This is a genomic window from Paenarthrobacter sp. 10N417 (genome assembly GCF_056394745.1).
This window is the reverse complement of the sequence record NZ_JBFTIL010000003.1, coordinates 293,576-313,213: the sequence shown is the minus strand read 5'-3', so window position 1 is coordinate 313,213 and position 19,638 is coordinate 293,576. Positions and strand designations below refer to the sequence as shown.

Annotated in this window: 19 protein-coding genes; 7 read left to right on the top strand and 12 right to left on the bottom strand. The window is 63.2% G+C overall.

Going from position 1 to position 19,638, the window contains the following annotated elements:
- Nucleotides 1-5: 5 nt before the first annotated feature.
- The 6 genes from ftsH to dacB all read right to left on the bottom strand — a co-directional run bounded on the left by ftsH (nucleotide 6) and on the right by dacB (nucleotide 7,754).
- A complete protein-coding gene (ftsH, locus tag AC1DCM_RS05870; protein ID WP_442005153.1) occupies nucleotides 6-2,075 on the bottom strand; it encodes an ATP-dependent zinc metalloprotease FtsH in 2,070 nt (689 codons plus the stop codon).
- A gap of 166 nt (nucleotides 2,076-2,241) precedes the next feature.
- Nucleotides 2,242-3,294, bottom strand: a complete 1,053-nt coding sequence (locus AC1DCM_RS05865) for a LacI family DNA-binding transcriptional regulator (protein ID WP_477517618.1) — start codon at nucleotides 3,292-3,294, stop codon at nucleotides 2,242-2,244.
- Nucleotides 3,295-3,333: 39 nt separating this feature from the next.
- Nucleotides 3,334-3,885 (bottom strand): hypoxanthine phosphoribosyltransferase, encoded by a 552-nt coding sequence (gene hpt / locus AC1DCM_RS05860; RefSeq protein ID WP_216924216.1) that lies wholly within the window; start codon nucleotides 3,883-3,885, stop codon nucleotides 3,334-3,336.
- Between the two features lie 31 nt (nucleotides 3,886-3,916).
- Complete coding sequence (gene tilS, locus AC1DCM_RS05855; protein ID WP_477517635.1) at nucleotides 3,917-4,975, bottom strand: tRNA lysidine(34) synthetase TilS; 1,059 nt, start codon at nucleotides 4,973-4,975, stop codon at nucleotides 3,917-3,919.
- A gap of 125 nt (nucleotides 4,976-5,100) precedes the next feature.
- Nucleotides 5,101-6,222: a zinc-dependent metalloprotease gene (locus tag AC1DCM_RS05850; protein WP_477517617.1), complete on the bottom strand. Its 1,122-nt coding sequence runs from the start codon at nucleotides 6,220-6,222 to the stop codon at nucleotides 5,101-5,103.
- 77 nt (nucleotides 6,223-6,299) lie between these two features.
- Nucleotides 6,300-7,754, bottom strand: a complete 1,455-nt coding sequence (gene dacB, locus AC1DCM_RS05845) for a D-alanyl-D-alanine carboxypeptidase/D-alanyl-D-alanine endopeptidase (protein ID WP_477517616.1) — start codon at nucleotides 7,752-7,754, stop codon at nucleotides 6,300-6,302.
- 144 nt (nucleotides 7,755-7,898) lie between these two features.
- Between dacB and AC1DCM_RS05840 the strand changes: the two genes are divergently transcribed.
- From AC1DCM_RS05840 to AC1DCM_RS05820, 5 genes are all read left to right on the top strand, one after another.
- Nucleotides 7,899-8,387 carry an inorganic diphosphatase gene (locus AC1DCM_RS05840; RefSeq protein ID WP_144663396.1) on the top strand — a complete coding sequence of 163 codons (489 nt, stop codon included), beginning with the start codon at nucleotides 7,899-7,901 and terminating at the stop codon, nucleotides 8,385-8,387.
- A gap of 218 nt (nucleotides 8,388-8,605) precedes the next feature.
- A complete protein-coding gene (locus AC1DCM_RS05835) occupies nucleotides 8,606-9,586 on the top strand; it encodes a hypothetical protein (protein WP_442018092.1) in 981 nt (326 codons plus the stop codon).
- Entirely contained in the window at nucleotides 9,583-10,371 is a 789-nt protein-coding gene (locus tag AC1DCM_RS05830; RefSeq protein ID WP_477517615.1) for a hypothetical protein, read from the top strand. The genes AC1DCM_RS05835 and AC1DCM_RS05830 overlap by 4 nt, the downstream gene beginning before the upstream one ends.
- A gap of 3 nt (nucleotides 10,372-10,374) precedes the next feature.
- Nucleotides 10,375-10,956: an RDD family protein gene (locus AC1DCM_RS05825; RefSeq protein ID WP_477517614.1), complete on the top strand. Its 582-nt coding sequence runs from the start codon at nucleotides 10,375-10,377 to the stop codon at nucleotides 10,954-10,956.
- Nucleotides 10,957-11,007: 51 nt separating this feature from the next.
- Nucleotides 11,008-11,607 (top strand): hypothetical protein, encoded by a 600-nt coding sequence (locus tag AC1DCM_RS05820; protein WP_442005159.1) that lies wholly within the window; start codon nucleotides 11,008-11,010, stop codon nucleotides 11,605-11,607.
- Between the two features lie 120 nt (nucleotides 11,608-11,727).
- On the opposite strand, the gene AC1DCM_RS05815 is transcribed toward AC1DCM_RS05820, so the two are convergent.
- The 3 genes from AC1DCM_RS05815 to AC1DCM_RS05805 are packed head-to-tail and all read right to left on the bottom strand — an operon-like array spanning nucleotide 11,728 to nucleotide 13,774.
- A complete protein-coding gene (locus AC1DCM_RS05815) occupies nucleotides 11,728-12,303 on the bottom strand; it encodes a DUF3618 domain-containing protein (protein WP_442018096.1) in 576 nt (191 codons plus the stop codon).
- The gene (locus AC1DCM_RS05810; RefSeq protein WP_442005161.1) at nucleotides 12,300-12,731 is read right to left on the bottom strand and encodes a phage holin family protein; all 432 of its coding nucleotides are present in this window, start codon (nucleotides 12,729-12,731) and stop codon (nucleotides 12,300-12,302) included. Before AC1DCM_RS05810 ends, AC1DCM_RS05815 begins: the two co-directional genes overlap by 4 nt.
- A complete protein-coding gene (locus AC1DCM_RS05805; RefSeq protein WP_477517613.1) occupies nucleotides 12,728-13,774 on the bottom strand; it encodes a hypothetical protein in 1,047 nt (348 codons plus the stop codon). Before AC1DCM_RS05805 ends, AC1DCM_RS05810 begins: the two co-directional genes overlap by 4 nt.
- Before the next feature lie 162 nt (nucleotides 13,775-13,936).
- Here AC1DCM_RS05805 and AC1DCM_RS05800 point away from each other — a divergent pair, with 162 nt between their 5' ends.
- The gene (locus tag AC1DCM_RS05800; RefSeq protein WP_477517612.1) at nucleotides 13,937-15,019 is read left to right on the top strand and encodes an FUSC family protein; all 1,083 of its coding nucleotides are present in this window, start codon (nucleotides 13,937-13,939) and stop codon (nucleotides 15,017-15,019) included.
- 18 nt (nucleotides 15,020-15,037) lie between these two features.
- Here AC1DCM_RS05800 and AC1DCM_RS05795 read toward each other — a convergent pair whose 3' ends face one another.
- Nucleotides 15,038-16,069 (bottom strand): NAD-dependent epimerase/dehydratase family protein, encoded by a 1,032-nt coding sequence (locus AC1DCM_RS05795; protein WP_477517611.1) that lies wholly within the window; start codon nucleotides 16,067-16,069, stop codon nucleotides 15,038-15,040.
- Nucleotides 16,070-16,101: 32 nt separating this feature from the next.
- Nucleotides 16,102-17,679 carry a D-glycero-beta-D-manno-heptose 1-phosphate adenylyltransferase gene (gene rfaE2, locus AC1DCM_RS05790; protein ID WP_477517610.1) on the bottom strand — a complete coding sequence of 526 codons (1,578 nt, stop codon included), beginning with the start codon at nucleotides 17,677-17,679 and terminating at the stop codon, nucleotides 16,102-16,104.
- Nucleotides 17,680-17,793: 114 nt separating this feature from the next.
- On the opposite strand from rfaE2, the gene AC1DCM_RS05785 reads away from it, so the two are divergent.
- Nucleotides 17,794-18,975 carry a glycosyltransferase family 9 protein gene (locus tag AC1DCM_RS05785; protein WP_477517609.1) on the top strand — a complete coding sequence of 394 codons (1,182 nt, stop codon included), beginning with the start codon at nucleotides 17,794-17,796 and terminating at the stop codon, nucleotides 18,973-18,975.
- Here the strand turns inward: AC1DCM_RS05785 and AC1DCM_RS05780 are convergent.
- Nucleotides 18,941-19,636, bottom strand: coding sequence for an SDR family oxidoreductase (locus AC1DCM_RS05780; RefSeq protein WP_477517608.1), 696 nt, complete (start codon nucleotides 19,634-19,636; stop codon nucleotides 18,941-18,943). The genes AC1DCM_RS05785 and AC1DCM_RS05780 overlap by 35 nt on opposite strands.
- Nucleotides 19,637-19,638: the final 2 nt, after the last annotated feature.

The following is a 19,638-nucleotide window of genomic DNA, read 5'->3' as shown; positions in this document are numbered from 1 at the left end:
AAAGCTTAGCCGTGAAGCGGAGAGTCGTTGCCGCCGTCGGGTCCCGGTGACTGGAATGACTCCTGGCTGCTGACGCCCTGGGCATGCGGGGCTACGGCATCCAGCGGTTCGTCCAGACGGGCCTTCTTGGCCTCTTCCTGGGCCTCGCGCTCAGCTTTCTCTGCGCGCGACTCTACCGGCGGAATCGACTGGACAGGACGGGACTCCTTGGACAGCCAGATCTCACGGAAATCGCGCTTGCGGATGTCGTGGAAGATCTCGGCAATCTCGGCCTGGTTGAGGGTTTCGCGCTCAAGGAGTTCCAGTGCCAGCCGATCGAGGACTTCGCGGTTTTCAGTGAGGATAGCGTAGGCCTCGTCGTGCGCCTGGTCGATCAGGCGACGTACTTCCTCGTCCACAACATAGGCGATCTGGTCTGAGAAGTTGCGCTCCTGCGCGGCGTCGCGGCCAAGGAACGGCTCGCCGCCGCCTTGGCCGAGCTTCACTGCACCAACGCGTTCGCTCATACCGTACTGGGTGACCATCTTCCGGGCCGTTGACGTGGCCTTTTCGATGTCGTTGGACGCACCGGTGGACGGGTCATGGAACACGATTTCCTCGGCAACGCGACCACCCATGGCGTACGCCATCTGGTCCAGCAACTCGTTACGGGTAACCGAGTACTTATCGTCCTCAGGAATCACCATGGTGTACCCAAGGGCACGGCCACGGGGAAGGATGGTGATCTTGGTGACCGGAGCGGAGTTGCGCAGCGCGGCAGCAACCAGTGCGTGACCACCTTCGTGGTACGCGGTGATCTTGCGCTCGAGTTCCTTCATGACGCGGCTGCGCTTCTGCGGGCCTGCCATGACGCGGTCGATTGCCTCGTCCAGGGCGCGGTCATCGATCAGGTTGGCATTTGAACGCGCAGTCAACAGCGCAGCTTCGTTCAGAACGTTGGCCAAGTCTGCACCCGTGTAGCCGGGAGTCTTCTTGGCGACACCCCTGAGGTCGATGCCCGGGGCCATCGGCTTGCCCTTGGCGTGGACGTTAAGGATCTGTTCGCGGCCGATCATATCCGGGGCTTCCACGGTGATCTGGCGGTCGAAACGACCCGGGCGCAGCAGCGCGGGGTCCAGGACGTCAGGACGGTTGGTCGCCGCGATGAGGATCACGTTGGTCTTGACGTCGAAGCCGTCCATCTCAACGAGGAGCTGGTTCAAGGTCTGCTCGCGCTCATCGTTGCCGCCGCCGATACCCGCACCGCGGTGACGGCCAACGGCGTCGATTTCATCAACGAAGATGATGGCAGGGGAGCTTGCTTTGGCCTGTTCGAAAAGGTCGCGAACACGGGAAGCACCAACACCGACGAACATTTCAACGAAGTCCGAGCCGGAGATGGAGAAGAAGGGAACGCCTGCCTCGCCGGCAACAGCGCGGGCCAGCAGCGTCTTACCTGTACCTGGAGGGCCGTAGAGCAGTACACCCTTGGGGATCTTGGCGCCAACGGCCTGGAACTTTGCCGGTTCCTGGAGGAACTCCTTGATTTCCTGGAGCTCTTCCACGGCTTCGTCAGCACCGGCGACGTCTGAGAAGGTCACCTGGGGCATGTCTTTGTTGACCAGCTTGGCCTTGGACTTGCCGAACTGCATCACCTTGGAGCCGCCGCCCTGCATGCGGGAAAGCAGGAACCAGAACAGCACACCAAGCAACAGCACGGGGATGAGCAGGGAGAACAGACCGGAGAACCAGTTGTTCTCGACCGGCTGGTCCGTGAAGCCCTTGTCCGGGTTGGCGCTGGTGACAGCCTTGACGACGTCCGGGCCACGGTCCGTGACATAGAAGAACTGGACGTTCTTGCCCTTGTCCTGGCCATCAATATTCAGGTTGTCTTTCAGTACCAAGTCAACGCGGTTCTCGGCGTCGAAAATCTTGGCCTGCTCCACCTTGCCGCTTTGCGCGAGGAGCTCGAGGCCGTCCTTGGTGTCAATACGTGTGGAACCGCCCGGAGCCAGCGTTGCGAATGCCACCAGGAGCAAGCCGACGACGACAACAATCCAGATGCCCGGGCCCTTGAAGAAACTCTTAGCTTTCATCTGATCGGGGTTTTGCCCCGTCCCTCCTGGTAGTGCTGCGAGGCGCAACTTCTGCGCGCGAATGGTGCTGCTTCAGTTTCTAGCTATACACCGTTCCCAGTTATTCACGCACTGGAATGCTCAAAAGTTCCCTCTGGGCGTACACAGGATACTCGCCTGCGTCGCGCTAGGACACCCCTGGATGGGGATTCGTGATGGATTCCCGGGTCACCAAGGGACACTCCAGAATCGTCGGTCTAGCTGCCAGGACAGCGAGGTCCGCCTTACCCTCGATGGCATCGATCAGGCGTTCGGTGGCCCAGGCGCCCATCTCGTAGTGGGGAAGCGCCACTGTTGTCAGGCCAGGGTAGAGGTTGGCCGCGATGAGTTCCTGGTCGTCGAAACCCACCACGGAAAGTTCGTTGGGAATGCTGATTCCTACCTCGGCCGCTGCGCGGTAGGCACCCATGGCCATACGGTCGTTGTAGCAGAACAGGCCCGTGGGCCGGTCCTTTCGCTTGAACATCCGCAAGGCGGCAACATAGCCGCCCATCACCTCCGAGAGTTCGGACTCCACAGGTGCGGCGGCGCCGTCGAGCCCTGCTTCGTCCAGGGCGTTCCGGAAACCACGCATGCGGTCCCGCGTAGCCGGGACGTCGTCAGTGTTGTTCAGGAAACCGATCCGCCTGTGGCCGGCATCCAGGAGGCTCTGCACGGCTACCCTCGCCCCGCCTTCTTCGTCGGGCACTACCGAAGCGACGCTCCCTGCCACGCTCTCGGAGTCCACAAGCACTGCTGGAACTGAACTCAGGTTTTCCGGCAAGGTGACCTCGCGGTGGTACATGGTGGCGTACAGGATGCCATCCACGCGCCGCTCCAGGAGGGCCTCGACGTCGGCCTGCCGGGACTCATCACTTGCTGCGCCTGAGGTATTGATGATCATCAGGTTGTAGCCCCGCGCCCTGGCGGCCTCATCCGCACCCAGGATGATTCGCCCTGCGTGTGGTGTGGTGGCGATTTCCTCGCTGACGAGACCCAGCATCCCCGTCCGTTGCGTGCGCAGGGCCTGAGCCAGCCGGTTTGGGCCATAGCCCAGGCGTTCCGCCGTGGCTTTGACCTTTTCCCGTGTTTCCAGGCTGATACGGGCGTAGGCGACGTCGTTCAGGACGTGGGAAACAGTGGTGACAGACACGCCGGCGGCAACAGCTACGTCCTTGATGCCAATGCTTTTGTTCGTCAACCGGTCCCCACGTCCCTGTGATCCCGTGAAGGGCGTGTGTTACTCGTAAACGTGCGGAGCCAGCGTGCCCACGAAGTCCAGGTTGCGGTACTTCTCGGCGTAGTCCAGGCCATAGCCCACAACGAACTCGTTGGGGATGTCGTAGCCGACGTATTTGACGTCGATCTCGACCTTGGCTGCGGTGGGCTTACGGAAAGCCGTGCAGATCTCAACGCTGGCGGTACCGCGGGATTCCAGGTTGGATTTGAGCCATGAAAGTGTCAGGCCAGAGTCGATGATGTCCTCGACGATCAGCACATCCTTGCCCATGAGGTCGGTATCGAGGTCCTTGAGGATCCGTACAACACCGGAGGATTGGGTGCCGGAGCCGTAGGAAGACACTGCCATCCAGTCCATGCTGACGTGGCTGTGCAAGGCACGCGCCAGGTCCGCCATGACCATCACGGCACCCTTGAGGACACCGACGATCAGCAGTTCGCGGCCTTCATAGTCCTTGTCGATCTGCGCCGCCAGTTCAGCGATGCGCGTTTGGATTTGCTCTTTGGTGTAAAGAACGTGCTTGAGATCTGCCTGGACGTCGTTTGAATCCACCAATGGCTCCTGTTTTGATGCTCGGGTGCGGCTACTGTTGGGGCGATTTCTGATGCCGGAATACTAGCTTCCCACAGCGTGCGGCATCGCGGGGACCGCCGGTGGCCGAAGCAGCGGACCCGGGACCGCCGGAGGCAGCCCGTTCCTGCTCCAAATCGCTGAGGGACAAGCGGTAGACACTGACGTGGCCCGGAAGTTCCACAGGGCCGGCCGAACCCTGGCGGCGAAGCAGTGCTTCCGCGGCTTGGAGCCGTCCGTACCCGGGTTGTTGGCCCCCGACGTCGGCAGCGGCCTTGGCGATGACGCGGAACCTCAGGGCTGCGGGAAGTCCGCGGACGGCGTCCTCCGGCAACCACGCGCCGTCGTCTGTTCGCTGCACCAGCGAGAGATACGTCTCGTTTGCGAGATCCTCCAGGAAATCGGCGTCCTGCTGCAGGATTGCGGCTGTCCGTGCCAAAGATTCGGCAACGCCTGGCCCCAGCTTTTCTTCGAGGACGGGCATTACCTCGACGCGGGTTCGCGAACGCGCGAAGGCAGAGTCACTGTTGCTCGGATCGTGCCACGGCTGCAGTTCCTCGACCTCGCAGATTTCCAGGGTCTCTTCCCGCCTTAGGCCCAGGAAGGGCCTTAGCAGGCGTCCCCGTGCCGGCCTCATGCCGGCCAAAGAACGGGTACCCGAGCCACGGGCCAGTCCAAGGAGCACCTGTTCGGCTTGATCGTCCAAGGTGTGCCCGAGCAGGATTCGATCGCAACCAAGATCATCTGCAGCGGCTTCGAGTGCTGCGTGCCGGGCATCGCGGGCTGCAGCTTCGGGCCCGAATCCGGTGGACGTGACCTGCACCGGACGCACTTCCACAGGTGAGAGGCCCAGTTCCCGCAAGACAGCTGCCGTCCGCGAAGCTACCTCTGCCGAGCCAGCCTGAAGTTGGTGGTCAACAACCACACCTGCCACGGAAATGGGATGCCCGTCCACGTGGCCGCGCCGGGCGAAGTATCCAGCCACTGCTGCGAGCGCAAGCGAATCCGGTCCTCCGCTGCAGGCTACGAGGACACGTTCCGGGTAACCCGCAGCGGCCAAGGCGTTCTGCAACTGCTTCCGTGCCTTGCCGACGACCGGCGCCAAACGGCCGGGTCGGCGTCGGCCTTTTCCTGTCGGTCCATTGTCAGGACCGCCGCCAAAGCCACCATCTGAGGGGCCGTCAAATACGGGTGCGCTCAAAGCCCCATCCGCTCGAGCCACATCCTGGAATTGTGGATCTCTTCCTCGGTGGGGAGGTTTTCCGCCGAGTTCCATACCCGGTTAAAGCCTTCCATGCCGCCTACCGCAACAACCTCGCGCACGAACTTTGCGCCGTCTGTGTACTGGCGCATTTTGGCGTCGAGACCGAGGAGATTGCGGATGAACTTCTCGATCATGCCGCGGTCCTTGCCGCGATCATTGAACCGCTGGCGAATCGTCTTCACGGACGGGACGATGCTGGAATCGACCGCATCCATCACCACATTGGCGTGACCTTCCAGGAGGCTCATGACGGCAGTGATGTGGGATAGGGAAGCCTTCTCCTCAGGATCCTGCAGCAGGTCCAGAATGGCGCCCCGGCTTGGCACGTTCCCTGATGCAGCGCGGTCCTTCAGGGACTTGGCTACGGCGGCTGCCCGTTCAACCAGGGAATCCATGTTGCCCAGGAGATGACCGCTGAGCTTTTCGATTTCGGCGAGCATGTGATCCCGCAGCCACGGCGCTGCGGCGAACTGAACGCGGTGGGTTTGTTCGTGGAGGCATACCCAGAGCCTGAAGTCGTCCGGGTGCACATTGAGTTCGCGTTCCACGGAGATGATGTTGGGGGCAACAAGGAGCAGCCGGCCGCCCGAAGGAACGTTGGCGTCGGGGGCCAAGGCCGCGAAGGGATCGTATTGGCCCAGGACCTTACTGGACAGGAAAGCAAGGATGGCGCCGAGCTGGCTGCCCGTGATGGCCCCACTGGCGGCGGCGGCAGCAGGTGACAGGGACAGGCTGCTGCGGGACTCCAGCATTTTCTCCAGGACAGGCTGGAGCATGACGGAGAAGCTCTGGGTGTTGGCCTTGGACCAGGAGGCTCGGTCCACGACGAGGACGTGCGAATCCCGCAGGTCCCGGGCCGCTTCAAGGCCGGTGATGTCATGGACATGCGGGACGGAGATATCGGCGTTGAAGCGCAGGTTATCCACCGCCTTGCCGATCTCCCCGGCGCTCAGCGCGGGACCGGGAGGGGTAAGCCGGGCAGCCGTGGAGGCGGCCAGGTCCCAATTGATCAGGGACGGGGCCCCTGCTGACGAATCTCGGGCAGATGACACCATACGGTCCATCACACCACATGACTCTGACAACCGACCCTTAAGTTCGCTCCGCGCGGAGCGACGGGGTTTGCTGTTCCCTAACCGGGCTGGCGGCACCCACATGAGGCCAGCACCGACGCCGAGCGGTCCATCGCCTCCTTGTTTCCAGCCGCACCCGGTTCCAGGCCGTTGCCAATGAACGAGAACACCAGCAGGCGTCCATCAGCGTCCACTACGTACCCGCTCAGCGCGATGACAGTGTTGAGCGTGCCGGTTTTGGCTCGGACAAGGCCTGCGCCCTGGGCTGTACTCGGGTCCACATACCTGTCGTCCAAGGTGCCCGTAAGGCCCGCCACCGGGAATCCGTCCAAGGCCGTCCTCAGGCTCAAATCCGGTCCGCTGGTGATGGCACGGACTACCTCGGCAAACTGGCGGGCAGTGACCTGGTTCTCCAGGGCCAGTCCCGAAACGTCGGCCAACTGCATTGAACCTGTGGCGATTCCCAACTCCCCCAGCCGCTGCCGCACGGCTGAAGTGGCGCCGTCGTACGTCGCTTCCTGACCGGAAGCAATGGCGGTCATCCGTCCGAGCGCCTCCGCCAGGAAGTTATCCGAGGTCTCCAACATGAGGTCCACTTGCTCGCTCACAGTGGCGGACTCGGCGGCGGCCAGCACCTTGGCGGGGACGCCCTTGCCACGCTCGACGCCGGGACTCACCTGGACGCCGGCAGCCACCAACTGTTCGGCGAAAGCCTGGGCGGTGGTGACGGCCGAATCCTGCGGACGGGGCCCAGTGGTAACCGCGGGTGAGTAGCGCCCGGAATTCAGGGCAAGGGAAAACAAGGGGGCGGTCTCGCCAGCCGCGACGTCGTCCAGGCTCCACGCAGGATTGAGGGGCGCTCCGCTGAACAGGGAATCATCCACCTGCACGGTCACCGGCCCCTTGACCCCCGCCGTAGCCAGAGAAGCGGCGGTATCGGCGGCCAGGTTTGCAAGCCCGGCCCGGCCCATCACGGCAGCTGGATCCGAGGCACCTCCGCCGAGCAGCACGTCCCCTCCCCCGGTCAGCACCACGGTTGACGCATCAGAACCGGACAGCACGCGGGTGGTAAAGCGGGATTCGGGACGGAGCGCCTTCAAAGCGGCGACGGCGGTCAACAGCTTCATGTTCGACGCCGGGATACGGTTGGCGTTGGCATCGCGGTCGAACAGGACCGTGCCTGTGGAGGCGTCCATGACAATTCCGGTAATGCTGCCCGCACCCGAAGGTTTCAAGGCGTCATTCACAAGTCGCGAGAGCTCAGCCGGTACTGGCACGGGCGCATCTGCGTCCAGGGGAAGCACGCCGTTGGCCTCTGACAGGCGGTCAGGCTCCTGCTGCCATGGCGGCGCGGAAGGGGAGGACTTGGGTGCACTGAGGAGTCCTGGCACCATGCCGACCACCACGATCGCCCCCAGGCACAGCAGAACCAACGTCAACAGCATCGGCCATTTCAAGCGCCCCCACGCCGTGGACACCCACTTCCGGGCACCCCCGTTTTTAACGCCCTTCATGCAGTTGCTTGGTCCTGTCAGTCCTGAAAATGTCCCCGCCGGTTCAAGAAACCCGGGCCTCTCGCTATATCCTCAATAGTAGTCGGCGGCGCTGGCTGCACTTTTGCATGCCGCGCCCCACCCCCACCCGTCAAGGAGCACGCCATGAAGCACGACGTGACCATCGAGATCCCCAAGGGATCGCGCGTCAAGTACGAAGTTGACCACGAAACCGGCCGCGTCCGCCTGGACCGCGTCCTCTTCACCTCCATGCAGTACCCCACGCACTACGGTTTCTTCGAGAACACCCTGGGCGAAGACGGCGACCCGCTGGACGCACTGGTGCTCCTGCAGGACTTCGACCTCCACCCGGGCGTCATCGTTGAATCCCGCCCCATCGGCGTTTTCAACATGACCGACGACGGCGGCGGAGACGCCAAGGTCCTCTGCGTTCCGGTGGATGCACGCTTCGACCACATCCAGGAAGTCAGCGACGTCAGCGAATTCCTCATCAAGGAAATCGAGCACTTCTTTACCCGCTACAAGGACCTGGAGCCCGGCAAGTGGGTCAAGGCTGAGGGTTGGGGCGATCGCGCCGCTGCCGAAGCCGAGCTGGAAGCTTCCATCAAGCGCTTCTCGGCCGAAGGCCACTAGCAACACTTACGACGGCGGCTGGTGCTGTTCCCTGCGAACAGCACCAGTCGCCGTCGTGCTTTAAGCAACGCGGGGTCACTTCTGGCCCTTTGTGGACCCCCACATGGGCCATAACTGACCCCGCGTTGTCCACATGGGTATCTCTCCCCATCGCGGCAGCTTCGGAGTCCCCCTAGGCTGGGACGAGACTTTACGACGCATGTAACAGGGGGTTCCACATGGCTGGGTTCTACGGCGCGGACATTGCGCAGCTTCGCAGTCTGGCCGGCGTCATGGGCAAGGCTGCCGATGCCATCAATCTGCAGAGCGCGCAGCTGTCCAACGCCATCAACTCCGCAACTGCGTGGCAGGGGCGCGACGCCACAGTCTTCAAGAGCGATTGGAACAGCCAGCACAGGCAGAGCCTGGTGAAGGCTGCCAACATGCTGAGGGACAACGCGAGCCAGCTCAAGAAGAACGCCAACCAGCAGGAATTTGCCAGCCACAATGACGGCTCGGGTACATCTGTGGGCGTCCTTGCAGATGTCTACGACACAGCAACGGGTGTCAAGGAACTCGGCGCGCAGCTCTGGACTGCTTACAAATACGGCAAGCTCGGCCATGCCGAATGGGTCAAGACCCGCGAGGTACTCACCAATTGGCGGGCTGGCGGTACAGTCCTGCGGGATGCCTTGAGCGCCCTGCGCAGCGGCGAGAAGGTCACTGACGTGATCACCGACCTCAAGGCCAACATTCCTTACAGCCAGGCTTTCCAGGACGCCTCGAAGTTCTCCAAGGGCCTGCGAATCGCCGGAGCCTTGGCGGCGCCATTGAACATCGTGGGCGGCATCAGCGACATGATCAGTCCCGAGCACGACGGCTGGCGCGGTACTGGAGACCGGGTGGCCGGCGGCCTGTCCGTAGTAGGCGGGGTGGGCAGCATCATGCTGATGACCGCTGGTGGTGCAGCCTTGCTGGGGCCCATCGGAGCCCCGATCGTGATCGGCGCAGGCATCGTTGCCGGCGCCTGGGCGTTGGGCAACCTGGTGGCGGACAACTGGGATTCCATCAGCAACTTCGCCCGGAACCCCGGCAGTTACATCGCCGACGGCGCCCGGGAAGTAGGCAATTTCGCCAAGGATGTAGGCAGTAAGGTGGCAGACGGGGTCGGTAATGCCGCCAAGTCAGTCGGAAACTTTGTCGGAGGGATATTCGGATGACCACGAGCACCATGAATTGGACCGAGCGGGATGTACAGGCTGCAGCGAATGTTCTGGCGTCGGCCAGCGCCACAGGCAAGGCCCTGACGACCTTGACCGATGAAGAGGTTGTTGCCTTGGACGGCGTCCAGCACGAGCAAATCGTGGCCCTTCCGTGGCTCACGGCACAGGATGCCAGCAAGGAGCTGATGTGCGCGGTGGCCTTGCGCGGACTGCTCGCCAAGGAACTCGTCTACCCCGTGGTCTTTGAAGGCGAGACCGAGCCCACCCGCCTGCACGCAATTGAGGAAATCACCGGTGCCCTGACGCTGCGCCGCAGTGGCAGCAGCGTGGTCTCCGTTGAACGGACCGTTTCCACCGGCAAGCGCTGGCTCTATGGCTACATCCACGACGACGGCGTGCTCCTGGAGGAAGTGGACGAAGGCGGGCTGCACGGCTTCACTGTTGTCACCCGTGATCAGTTGGCTCCGCGCCTTGCTGAATTTGTTGACCCGAACACGGCCGCCCACCGCGACACCGATCCCACTGTTTATACGGAGGCTGCGTTCGAAGAATATGCTGCAACGGCCCTTGCCGATACCCAGGCGGCCAGCAACGTGGTGGTCTTCAACACTGACACGAACGAGTTTCCGACTGTCACCGTGTACACCGGTCCCACCAGCGTGCACGTCCTTACTCCCCGCGTAACTCCCAGCGTAGAAGGCGAATCTGTCTCCCTTGAGTTGAAGGAGACGTCCGCATCCACCCTTGCCCGCGTCCTCGGCGGGTTGGCTGGGCTGGCCTGACCCATGAGCAATTCGAAGTCCCAAACGGCCACTGGCTTGGTTGATGCCGTCAACGGCCGCCCTGTACGCCGCCATCCCGAGACTGGCGCATACTTCGTGAAAGCGTCCGGAGGAGCCCACTTCTGGGGCCGCGTTCTTGACGCAATCGTGTTTCTTGCGGGGTACGGCGTCCTGGCCACGATCGCGGCCGTTGCACGCAATGCCATGATGAACAGTGGCTCGCTCCTGGCCTTCAATGACGGCTTCTGGCTGACGCTCTACATTGTTCTCTGGTTCGTTGGTTTGTTCGTTTACGGCATGATCTGGGGTACAGCGGGCAGTGTCGGAGATGCTGCCGCCGGCATGCGCTCGGTACGGATCAAGGACGGCACGACGGCGGGTGCCTGGTTGGGCGGTTGGCGTGCCATCTGCTGGTCCTTCTTCCCATTCTTCGTGGTGATGCTGATTCTTGCGGCGTTCAGCGGGAGCTCGGATGATACGTGGGATCCGAAGTTCGCCGCTCTTGACCGACGATCCGGCGTGGCACAGGGCCGGCAGCCGGTCCCGGACCCCAAAGTGGTCGCCGCGCAGCAGCTAAAGAAATAAGAAAAATAAGCCCTTGCAGAGCGGCTACCAGCCGGTAGCATGTGATCCACTATGTTCACTCTGACCATCAACCAACGCGACAGTCGCCGGGATGGCGACCTCGTGCCCGAGCTCCTCAAGGACCTGCGGCATATTCCGGCACGGCTCGACTTCGACCGTTCGGTTGAGGATGAGGTGCAGGGCATCGTCGAGTCCGGCCACCAAGCTGTTGACACAGCACTGATCGCCCTCCGCACCGGTCAGTGGTACGTGGGAATCGGCGTCGGGCCCATCAACGAGCCCCTTCCCAACCTTGTCAAAGACGCTTCCGGGCACGGCCTTGTCTATGCCCGGCGGGCTGTCGACCGCCTCCGCAACGGGAAGGAACGGGTCCCCGTTGCCGTGGATGGTCCCTTCACGGCTTTGGCAGCAGAAGCCGAAGCAGTGCTCCGGCTCCTCGGACACATCGTGCAGCACCGAAGCGCGGCCGAGTGGCGGGTCCTGGACCTTCTCACTCCTGGAGTTCGCGGCCAACAAAAGGCTGTTGCCCAGGAACTCGGCATCACGACGCAGGCCGTCAGCAAAGCACTTGCCCGCGCGCAGTGGGTGGAAGAACATGCTGCCCGACCCGCCGCAGCCCGTCTGCTGCAAATGATTCTCGAAGTGCGTTAACGAGCCCCCGCGGACCCGCAGGCACCCAACCGCGGCCGCGAACCCAAGTGAGTCGCAGTTGAGGCCGTTCTGACCACTCAAAACGGCCTCAACTGCGACTCACTTGGGTGAGTAACGCGATTACTGGTTGCCGAGGTTCTCCTTGGCCATGGCGGCGCGGTCCTGAACATCTGCAGCAGCGGCCTGGCCTTCGTCCTTCACGTTGGCAGCCGCTTCAGTGGCGCTGTCTTTGACGTTCTGGACTGCGTCCTGTGCCGGCTCCTTGAGATGCTCGGCCATCTCCTGGGCTGCGTGGCCCAGTTCCTCGGTCAGGGGCTGGGCTGCTTCCTTCACTGCCTGCGCAGCCTCGCGTTCCTTGTCCGACGGTGGGATGAGGGCCGAAACCAGCAGACCGGCGCCGAAGGCGATCAAGCCGGCAGCAATGGGGTTGCCTTGGGCTTTTCGTGTGATCACCTGTGGTGCATCACCAATGTCCGAGACCACACCGGAAACAGTGTCCTGGGCCTGGTGGGCAACATGGCCCGCTCTGTCCTGAACATCGTCGCGGGCGCCAAACACGGCCGTCTTGATCCTGTCTACCCTCCGGTTGACGATGTGGGAGGGCGTGACCTTGTCGGCAACGGCGTCAACGTTGGTACTGAGCCGCCTGCGAGTTTGTTCGATGTCGGCGCGCAAGGCGTCGGGGTTCTGCGTCATCGTGTCTCCTCAGTATTCGGTTTGAAGGTTGGAGGTATTTCCTTGACTGTCTCTGTGGTGCGCGGCATGCCCTTGATGGTGTTCAACTCCTTGCGACCCATCGAGGCCAGCACTGCTGCGACTATGCCCCAAATGACAGCCACAACAACTGCGGACCATCCCAGGCCGATGAGCTGACCCAAGGCCCACCAAAGCGCCAGGGAAAGGAACAGCACGGTCAGATGCCCGGCCCAAGCGGCTCCGGCCATCATCCCGGCGCCCTTTCCGGCCTTGGTGGCCGATTCCTTGAGCTCTACCTTGGCCAGCTCAACTTCCTGTCGCATCAACGTGGAGACGTCGCGCGTCAGGTCACTCAGCAGTTCGCCGAGGGGTACGGATTCGGCTTTCATATGGGCTTCAGTGGGAGGAAGGTCGGCAGGACTACTCATCGGGGACCTCCATATACGGGATCATCGGGATCGCTGGGATCGTCGGGACCCACAAGTGGATCTCCTTGCGCCTTAACTCCACCGGCATCGGTTTCCGGGTACGGCATGGTTGATCCTTCAAGGCCACCCGTGGTGCCCGCGCCATATCCGGTATCAGTTCCAGCACCCGCGCTATATCCGGCGTCAGTTCCAGCACCCGCGCCATATCCGGCGTCTGTTCCGGCACCGGTTCCGTATCCAGCACCAGTTCCAGCACCCGTCGTTCCGTATCCAGCGGTGGTCGTCTGGGGCCCGGGCAGATCAACGGCCGGAGGCGACACAGCGCCACCTTGGGTCGGGTAGTACTGGGCACGCGGGGTGGTATCCGAGGTGGCCGTTCCCGTCATGGGCGAATTGTCCGCCATTCCCCGGCCCAAACGTCCGGCGAGGACGCCAGCACCGGCAGCCAACAGCAAGAACGTGCCGGGCTTACGCCGGGCAAAGCTCTTTACCTCGTCCAGAAGTGAACCGGGATCCCGGTTCTCCAACCAGTGGGCAACCGAGGAGGAGCGCTGGGCCGCTTGCTGCACCAGGTCCGTGGCGACTCCGCCGTCCTGGGTCGAATTGGCCATGGTGTGTAGTTCGTCGGAAATGGACCGCAAACCCTCCGCAATCCTCTGTTGTTGGGTGGCGGCCTGGTCGGTCAGCTCGCCCTTGGTTTGCGTCAGCAATTGCCGGGCGTTCATCTTGACCTCTTGGGCCACGTTTCCGGCTTCGGCCTTGGCTGTTTCAACCACACCGCCAGCAGCATCGCGCGCTGTGCCGGCGACTTCGGCGGCTTCCTGCTTGGCCGATTCGACGGTTCCTGTGCCGGACGTGGTTCCGGATCCTCCAGTGGTACTTCCGTATCCGGTGGTTCCCGCGCCGGCATCTGTTTCCATGCCGGTGGTATCGGTTTCGACCGGTGAGTCCAGGTAACTTCCCGAGTAAGGCTCGGTCCCGGCGGGGACCCCAGTCCGTGGCGCCGCGAAGCTTCCGTCCTGCGGCGATTGGCTCTCAGTCATTGTCGCTCTCTTTCCACAGTTGGCAGGCTGCGGACAGCAGCCGGGATAGTAAGTATCGTTACTATCAATGGGTGTGTACCCGCTTGCCGGGGATTCAATCGCCAGATTCTGAAACGAAATCCCAGCTCGACACGCGCAGCAAGACCCGTCTACGTTGGACCAATGAGCCACAAGCCCTCCAGGCGGCGGCTGATTTCCGCGCTTCGAAAAACTGTCACCCGTCACCGACTCCTGTTTGCAGCCAAAACTGCCGCGGCAGCGGGATTGGCCTGGTATCTCGCGCCCTTCATGCCGGGTCCTGCCGCGTCCTATCCTTACTACGCACCACTCGGCGCGCTCGTCAGCATGCATCCCACGGTGGCGGACTCCGCAAGGCACGGCTTGCAGAGCCTCATGGGCCTTGCGTTGGGGATTGGCATGGCTTTCGCCGTGACCACCGTGGCAGCGCCGACGGCGTTGGCCGTTGCCGTGGTGGTGGGACTGGGCGTGATCATCGGCGGCCTCCCCCGGCTGGGCACCGCCTCGGAGTGGGTTCCCATGGCGGCCCTGTTCGTCCTTGTCCTTGGGGATTCCAACGCGGAGGGCTTCTCCTTTGCCTACGTCCTGCAGATGGCAATGGGCGTTGCCGTTGGCTTCGCTGTGAACTGGCTGGTGTTCCCGCCGTTGCACCTCGAAGGAATCGACCCCGCCCTGTCCGGGCATCAACGGGCCTTATCCCAACAATTGAAGGACATGGCCCGCGCCATGGAGGAATCCTGGCCGCCCAACCACGAAGCCTGGGCAAGCCGTAGCGGCGAGCTGTCAGCAACCGCCGCTGCCGTGCGGACTGCCGTTCATGAAGCGGAACTGAGCGCAAAAGCGAACCCCAGGAGCCGGCGTCGTGCTGGCCGCCTTCCAAGCGATCTGGCTGGATTGCGGATAGTGGAACGGCTGACCTTCCATGTCCAGGACATCACGGATGTCCTGGCCAGCGTGATCTGGGAAGAGGATGCGGGGACAGTCATCCCGGACAGCGTCCTGGCCAACCTGTCCGAGGCGCTGGAGGCCGTGTCCCGGGTGATTGATCAGTGGCGGGGCGAGGATGACGAGGAATTGAAAAGCCATTTAGCGGAGGCGAAGGACAGCATCTCGGAACTCGGGGATGCGGTCACGGAAGCTGCAGCTGGCCAGGCGTCAGTGAACGCTGCGGCGTCAGTGGCCATGAGTTTGCGCCGGATCATCACGGTGGTATCCCCTGCGGATTAGGTCCATACACACCAAAAACTAGCGTGGCGTCAACGGTGGCGAGGCTTTCCGCCCCTTGCCGGCAGTGAGGCCATCCAGCACTTCGGTCAGCGCCTCCAGCGATGAGCGATGCGGTATCCAGCCCAGGAGGCTGTGGGCGCGGCTTGTGTCCATAATGGGTGCGCCGGCCGCCATGTCCACCCAGCCGCCGTCGGTTACCTGCAAGCGCAAGCGCCAACTGACCTCGACGACGGCGCGCAGCACTGGGAGCGGTAACGGCAACTGCCGCCGGGCGTTGAGGATCCAGGCGAGGGCGTTGGGGTCCAGCACGGGCTCCGCCGCGATGTTGAACGCTCCTTCTGCGCGACGTTCCAGCACCCAGTACGCATCGGCGACGTCGTCGGCGTGAACGGCCTGAAAAATCAGCTCGTTGGGAATGGGGAGAATGGGCAGCCAGGGCTTACGGGGAATGAGCCGCGGGAGAACGCTCCCCAGGAAGTAGCGACCCACTTCGCTGCCTGCCTCGGCGCTGAAGATCAGTGCCGGGCGTAGGCGCGCCACCACGATATCCGGATTTTCTTTGGCAAAACCATCCAAAAGCCGCTCTTGCGCTGCCTTGTCCACGCTGTAATGGGATCGCCTGATACCGCCGGCCGGCCACCCTTCCTTGGTCCGTTGATCCTTGGGGGCGGGCGAATAGGCACCAACCGATGAGGCACAGACGACGTGCTTCAGGCCGGCCTTCCTGGCCGCGCCCAATACGTGGGCTGTTCCTGCCACGTTGGTCCGGCGCAGAAGTTCGCGATCGTGATTTGGCTGGATCTGCCAGGCCAAATGCACCACGGCGTCGGCACCTGCGAAAGCTTTCTCCAGTGCTTCCCGGTCCCTATAGTCGCCAACATCCAGCTTGTGCCATTCCACCGCGTTGTAAGGGGCTGCGCTCTTGTCGGGTTCGCGCCGGGCTATCCCCACGAGGTCAAGGGCCGCGCCCTCTTCCGAGCGCGCAGCCTGCAACCGCTTCAGCAACGCCGTACCTGCGTTACCGGTGGCTCCCGTGGTGACTATGCGCATGAAACTCTCCCTTCGCGTTCCTGCAAGGCCATTCAGGCATGCGGGTTCTCTCCTGTGGAGCGAATACGCTCCAGTACCGCCGTCGTGGAGTGTTCCGGGACATAATCCAAAATCGTCACCGTGCCGCCATAGCGCTCCACAGCCGCGGTCTCGGCCAGCATTTCCGGCGTGTAGTCGCCACCTTTGGCGTACACATCGGGCTGCAGCATCTCGATGAGCGGGATGGGAGTTGGGGTATCGAACACCGTGACGTGGTCCACGCAACTGAGCGCGGCGATCACGGCGGCACGGTCTGCCTCGGGATTCACGGGCCGGTCCTGCCCCTTCAGCTGCCGCACCGAGGAATCGCTGTTAAGGGCCACCACCAGGACATCGCCCAGTTGCTTGGCCTGGTTCAGGTAGCGGGTATGGCCGCGGTGCAGGACGTCGAAGCACCCATTGGTCAGCACGATCCTCCGGCCCTCCCTGCGGTGCGCGTCCACCTGCCTGGCCAATTCATCAGCAGTCAACGCAGTATCGGCGAACCCGCCGAGGTGTCGGGCAAGTTCCTCGGTGGTGCAGATGGACGTGCCGGGCCGGTGGACCACCACATCAGCCGCGGCTTGGGCGAGGTCAACACTCGTAGTCAGGGGCAGCCCGGCCGCGCGCGCCAAGGTCAGCGCAGCTACGAACGTATCGCCGGCGCCGGAAGCCTGCTTCTCGGCTTCCGGCCTGGCCCAGGTCCGGTGGTTGGCGAGGGATCCGTTCTTTTCGTCACCGCTTGCGTCCGGATCGCTGGAACGCAGCGTCAGTGTCCCGTCACGGTCCAAAGTCACGACGACGGCGCCCGCACCTGAGGCGCGAAGGAGCTGGTCCGCGTGGGCCTCCACGAAGGGGCAGCGTGCAGCGCCACCGGGAAGTTCCGTTCCGAGCAGCCCGGCAGCTTCCTGGGCGTTCGGGGTGGCAAGATCCGGTTTGAGGTCGGCCCACCGGGCAGGATGATGGGCATCGACCACCAGGAGGGTGCCCTGCTTGTGGCTGGAGCCGGGGTGAGAACCAGTCTGAGGACTACGTGCGGGTCCGAGTGCATCCATTAAAGCTGCACGCACCGGCCCCACCAAGGCACCGGCCTCATAGTCACAGAGCACCACGGCGTTGGAACCCGCCAGTGCTCCCGGGATGGTGGCCGCCAACTCCTGGAGGCCCTCCGGGGGAACGTCAGTGGCGGCGTCATCCAGGCGAAGCATCACCTGGCCGGCGCTGCTTATCCGGAACTTGGTGGTGGTGATCATGCCGGGATGCTGCACCACGCCTGATATGTCGATGCCGGCAGCCGCGAGTCTCCCAAGGAGCTCCTGACCCGCAGTATCCTGGCCGACCAGGGAGACAAACCTGACGTCCGCGCCAAGGGCCGCCAGGTTCATGGCAGTATTGGCGGCTCCCCCGGGGGCGAAGTCGCGGCGCTTGACCTGGACCACCGGGGCGGGAGCTTCGCGGCAAAAGCGCTCAATCAGCCCATCCCACCAACCGTCCAAGATGGCGTCGCCGACGACCGTAACCACGGGCCGTTCCTCGGCCAAGCGACGCGGCAGCCACTCGGCCAAACCTTCTTGATTGGATAGGCGTGCCATTGGGTACCTTCCGGTAGAGGCGGCATGTTCCTGCTCCCCTCAGGTACCCCACAGCCCGCGGTTCACACGCCGGGTTCGGTAGTTTTCCACCACCTTTGACGAAGGGAAGTCCAGATGGTCGTTCAACCGGATTTAGGCGTTGGCCCGGTGCTGGAGAAGTTCCCGGATGTGGAACGGATTGCGGTACTCAGGGGTGGCGGCCTTGGCGATGTGATTTATGCATACCCGGCGCTCTATGCCCTGAAAGCGGCCTATCCGGAAGCCGCAATCACGCTCTTGGGAACACCGATCCATGCGGCTTTGGCGGCCGGGACGGATGGGCCCATTGACGAAGTAGAAATTCTCCCGTTCGCCAAAGGCGTCCGCGACGGCGACCACAAAGACGGCGGCCCAAATGACGGCGATCAAAACGACGACACCGAAGACAGACTTGCCCAGGAGGAATTCTTCTCGGCCATGCGCGCCCGCAAGTTCGACCTCGCGCTGCAAATGCACGGCGGCGGCCGGTACTCCAACCCTTTCCTGCTCCGTCTGGGGGCGCGACACACCGTGGGCACCCGAACCAAGGACGCCGAGCCCTTGGAGCGAAATCTCGATTACATCTATTACCAAAACGAGCCCGACCGCTGGCTCGAGGTGGCGGGCCTGGCAGGAGCGCCAACCATTATTTCTCCGCCCTTGCGGTCCCTGCCCGAACACCAACAAAGCATCCAGCGCCTGCGTGACCCCCAACGGAGTCCGCTCCTGGTGCTCCACCCAGGTGCCAGCGATCCGCGGCGGCGATGGCCGGCGTCGTACTTTGCTGAAGCTGCGGCGACCATCGCGCAGGAAGGTGCGCAGGTGTTGGTAGTGGGTGACCGCTCTGAAAAGGCGCTGGCCCAGGAAGTGGCAGAACTCGCGGCCAGCCGACTGACAGCCGGGGACAAAGACGCAGTGCGCTCAGTTGCCGGCGAACTGGAAATCGGCGAACTCGCGGCGCTCTTGGACGCCGCCACCGTAATGCTTGCCAGCGACAGTGGTCCCCGGCATTTGGCGCAAGCCCTTGGAACACCGACCGTCGGGATCTTTTGGGTAGGCAACGTCTTCAACGCAGGGCCCCGAGGCCGGAGCCTGCACCGTATCCATATGTCGTGGGTGACCGAGTGCCCGGTGTGTGGGGCGGACGTGACCCAGGTGGGCTGGTCCGCACAGCACTGCGGCCACGACGACACCCTGATCAGGGGCGTCGCCGTGGCCGACGTTGTTAAGGACGTGCATGACCTTATGGCCACGAGCCTTCTTCTGCGGGGCAAATAAGGAGCTCGCGGACCTCGCTGCCAAACGGCTGCGACAACGCGAACACCACGGCTTGCGCCACATTCGCGGGATCGTTGAGCTTGGAGTCGTCCTGCGGCTTGTATTGTTCGTCGCGGTCATCAAAGAAGTGTGTCTTCATGCCTCCCGGGATGATGGTGGTGACACCAATGACTCCCCCGGTTTCAGCGGCCAATGCCCGGCTGAATCCTATGACGCCGAACTTGGAGGCGCAGTACGCCGTCGCGTCCGGCAGAGCCCGTAAGCCGAGGGTTGAGGCGATGGTGATGGCCCGGCCCCGGGATTCCTTCAAGTAGGGCAACGCCGCACGGACCACGGAAACGGTGCCCAGGAGGTTCACTCCAATCACCTTTTCCCACTCCGCCGCGGGAACGTCGGCCAGCTTGCCGCAGCGGTCGATACCCGCAGCGGTCACCACCCCGTCAAGGCCGCCGAGGCTTTCGGCTGCCTCCTTTACGGCCGTTTCGACTGATTCGCGGTTGGAGACGTCTACTTCGAGGGCTTTCGCGCCGGAGACATTGCTGATATTGCGGTCGAAGACGAAGGGAGTTCCTCCGGCGTCGCGGATGGCATCAACGATTGCGGCGCCGAGGCCGGAGCCGCCTCCGGTGACGATGACGCGGCCGGGAGTTTGCGTGTTCATAC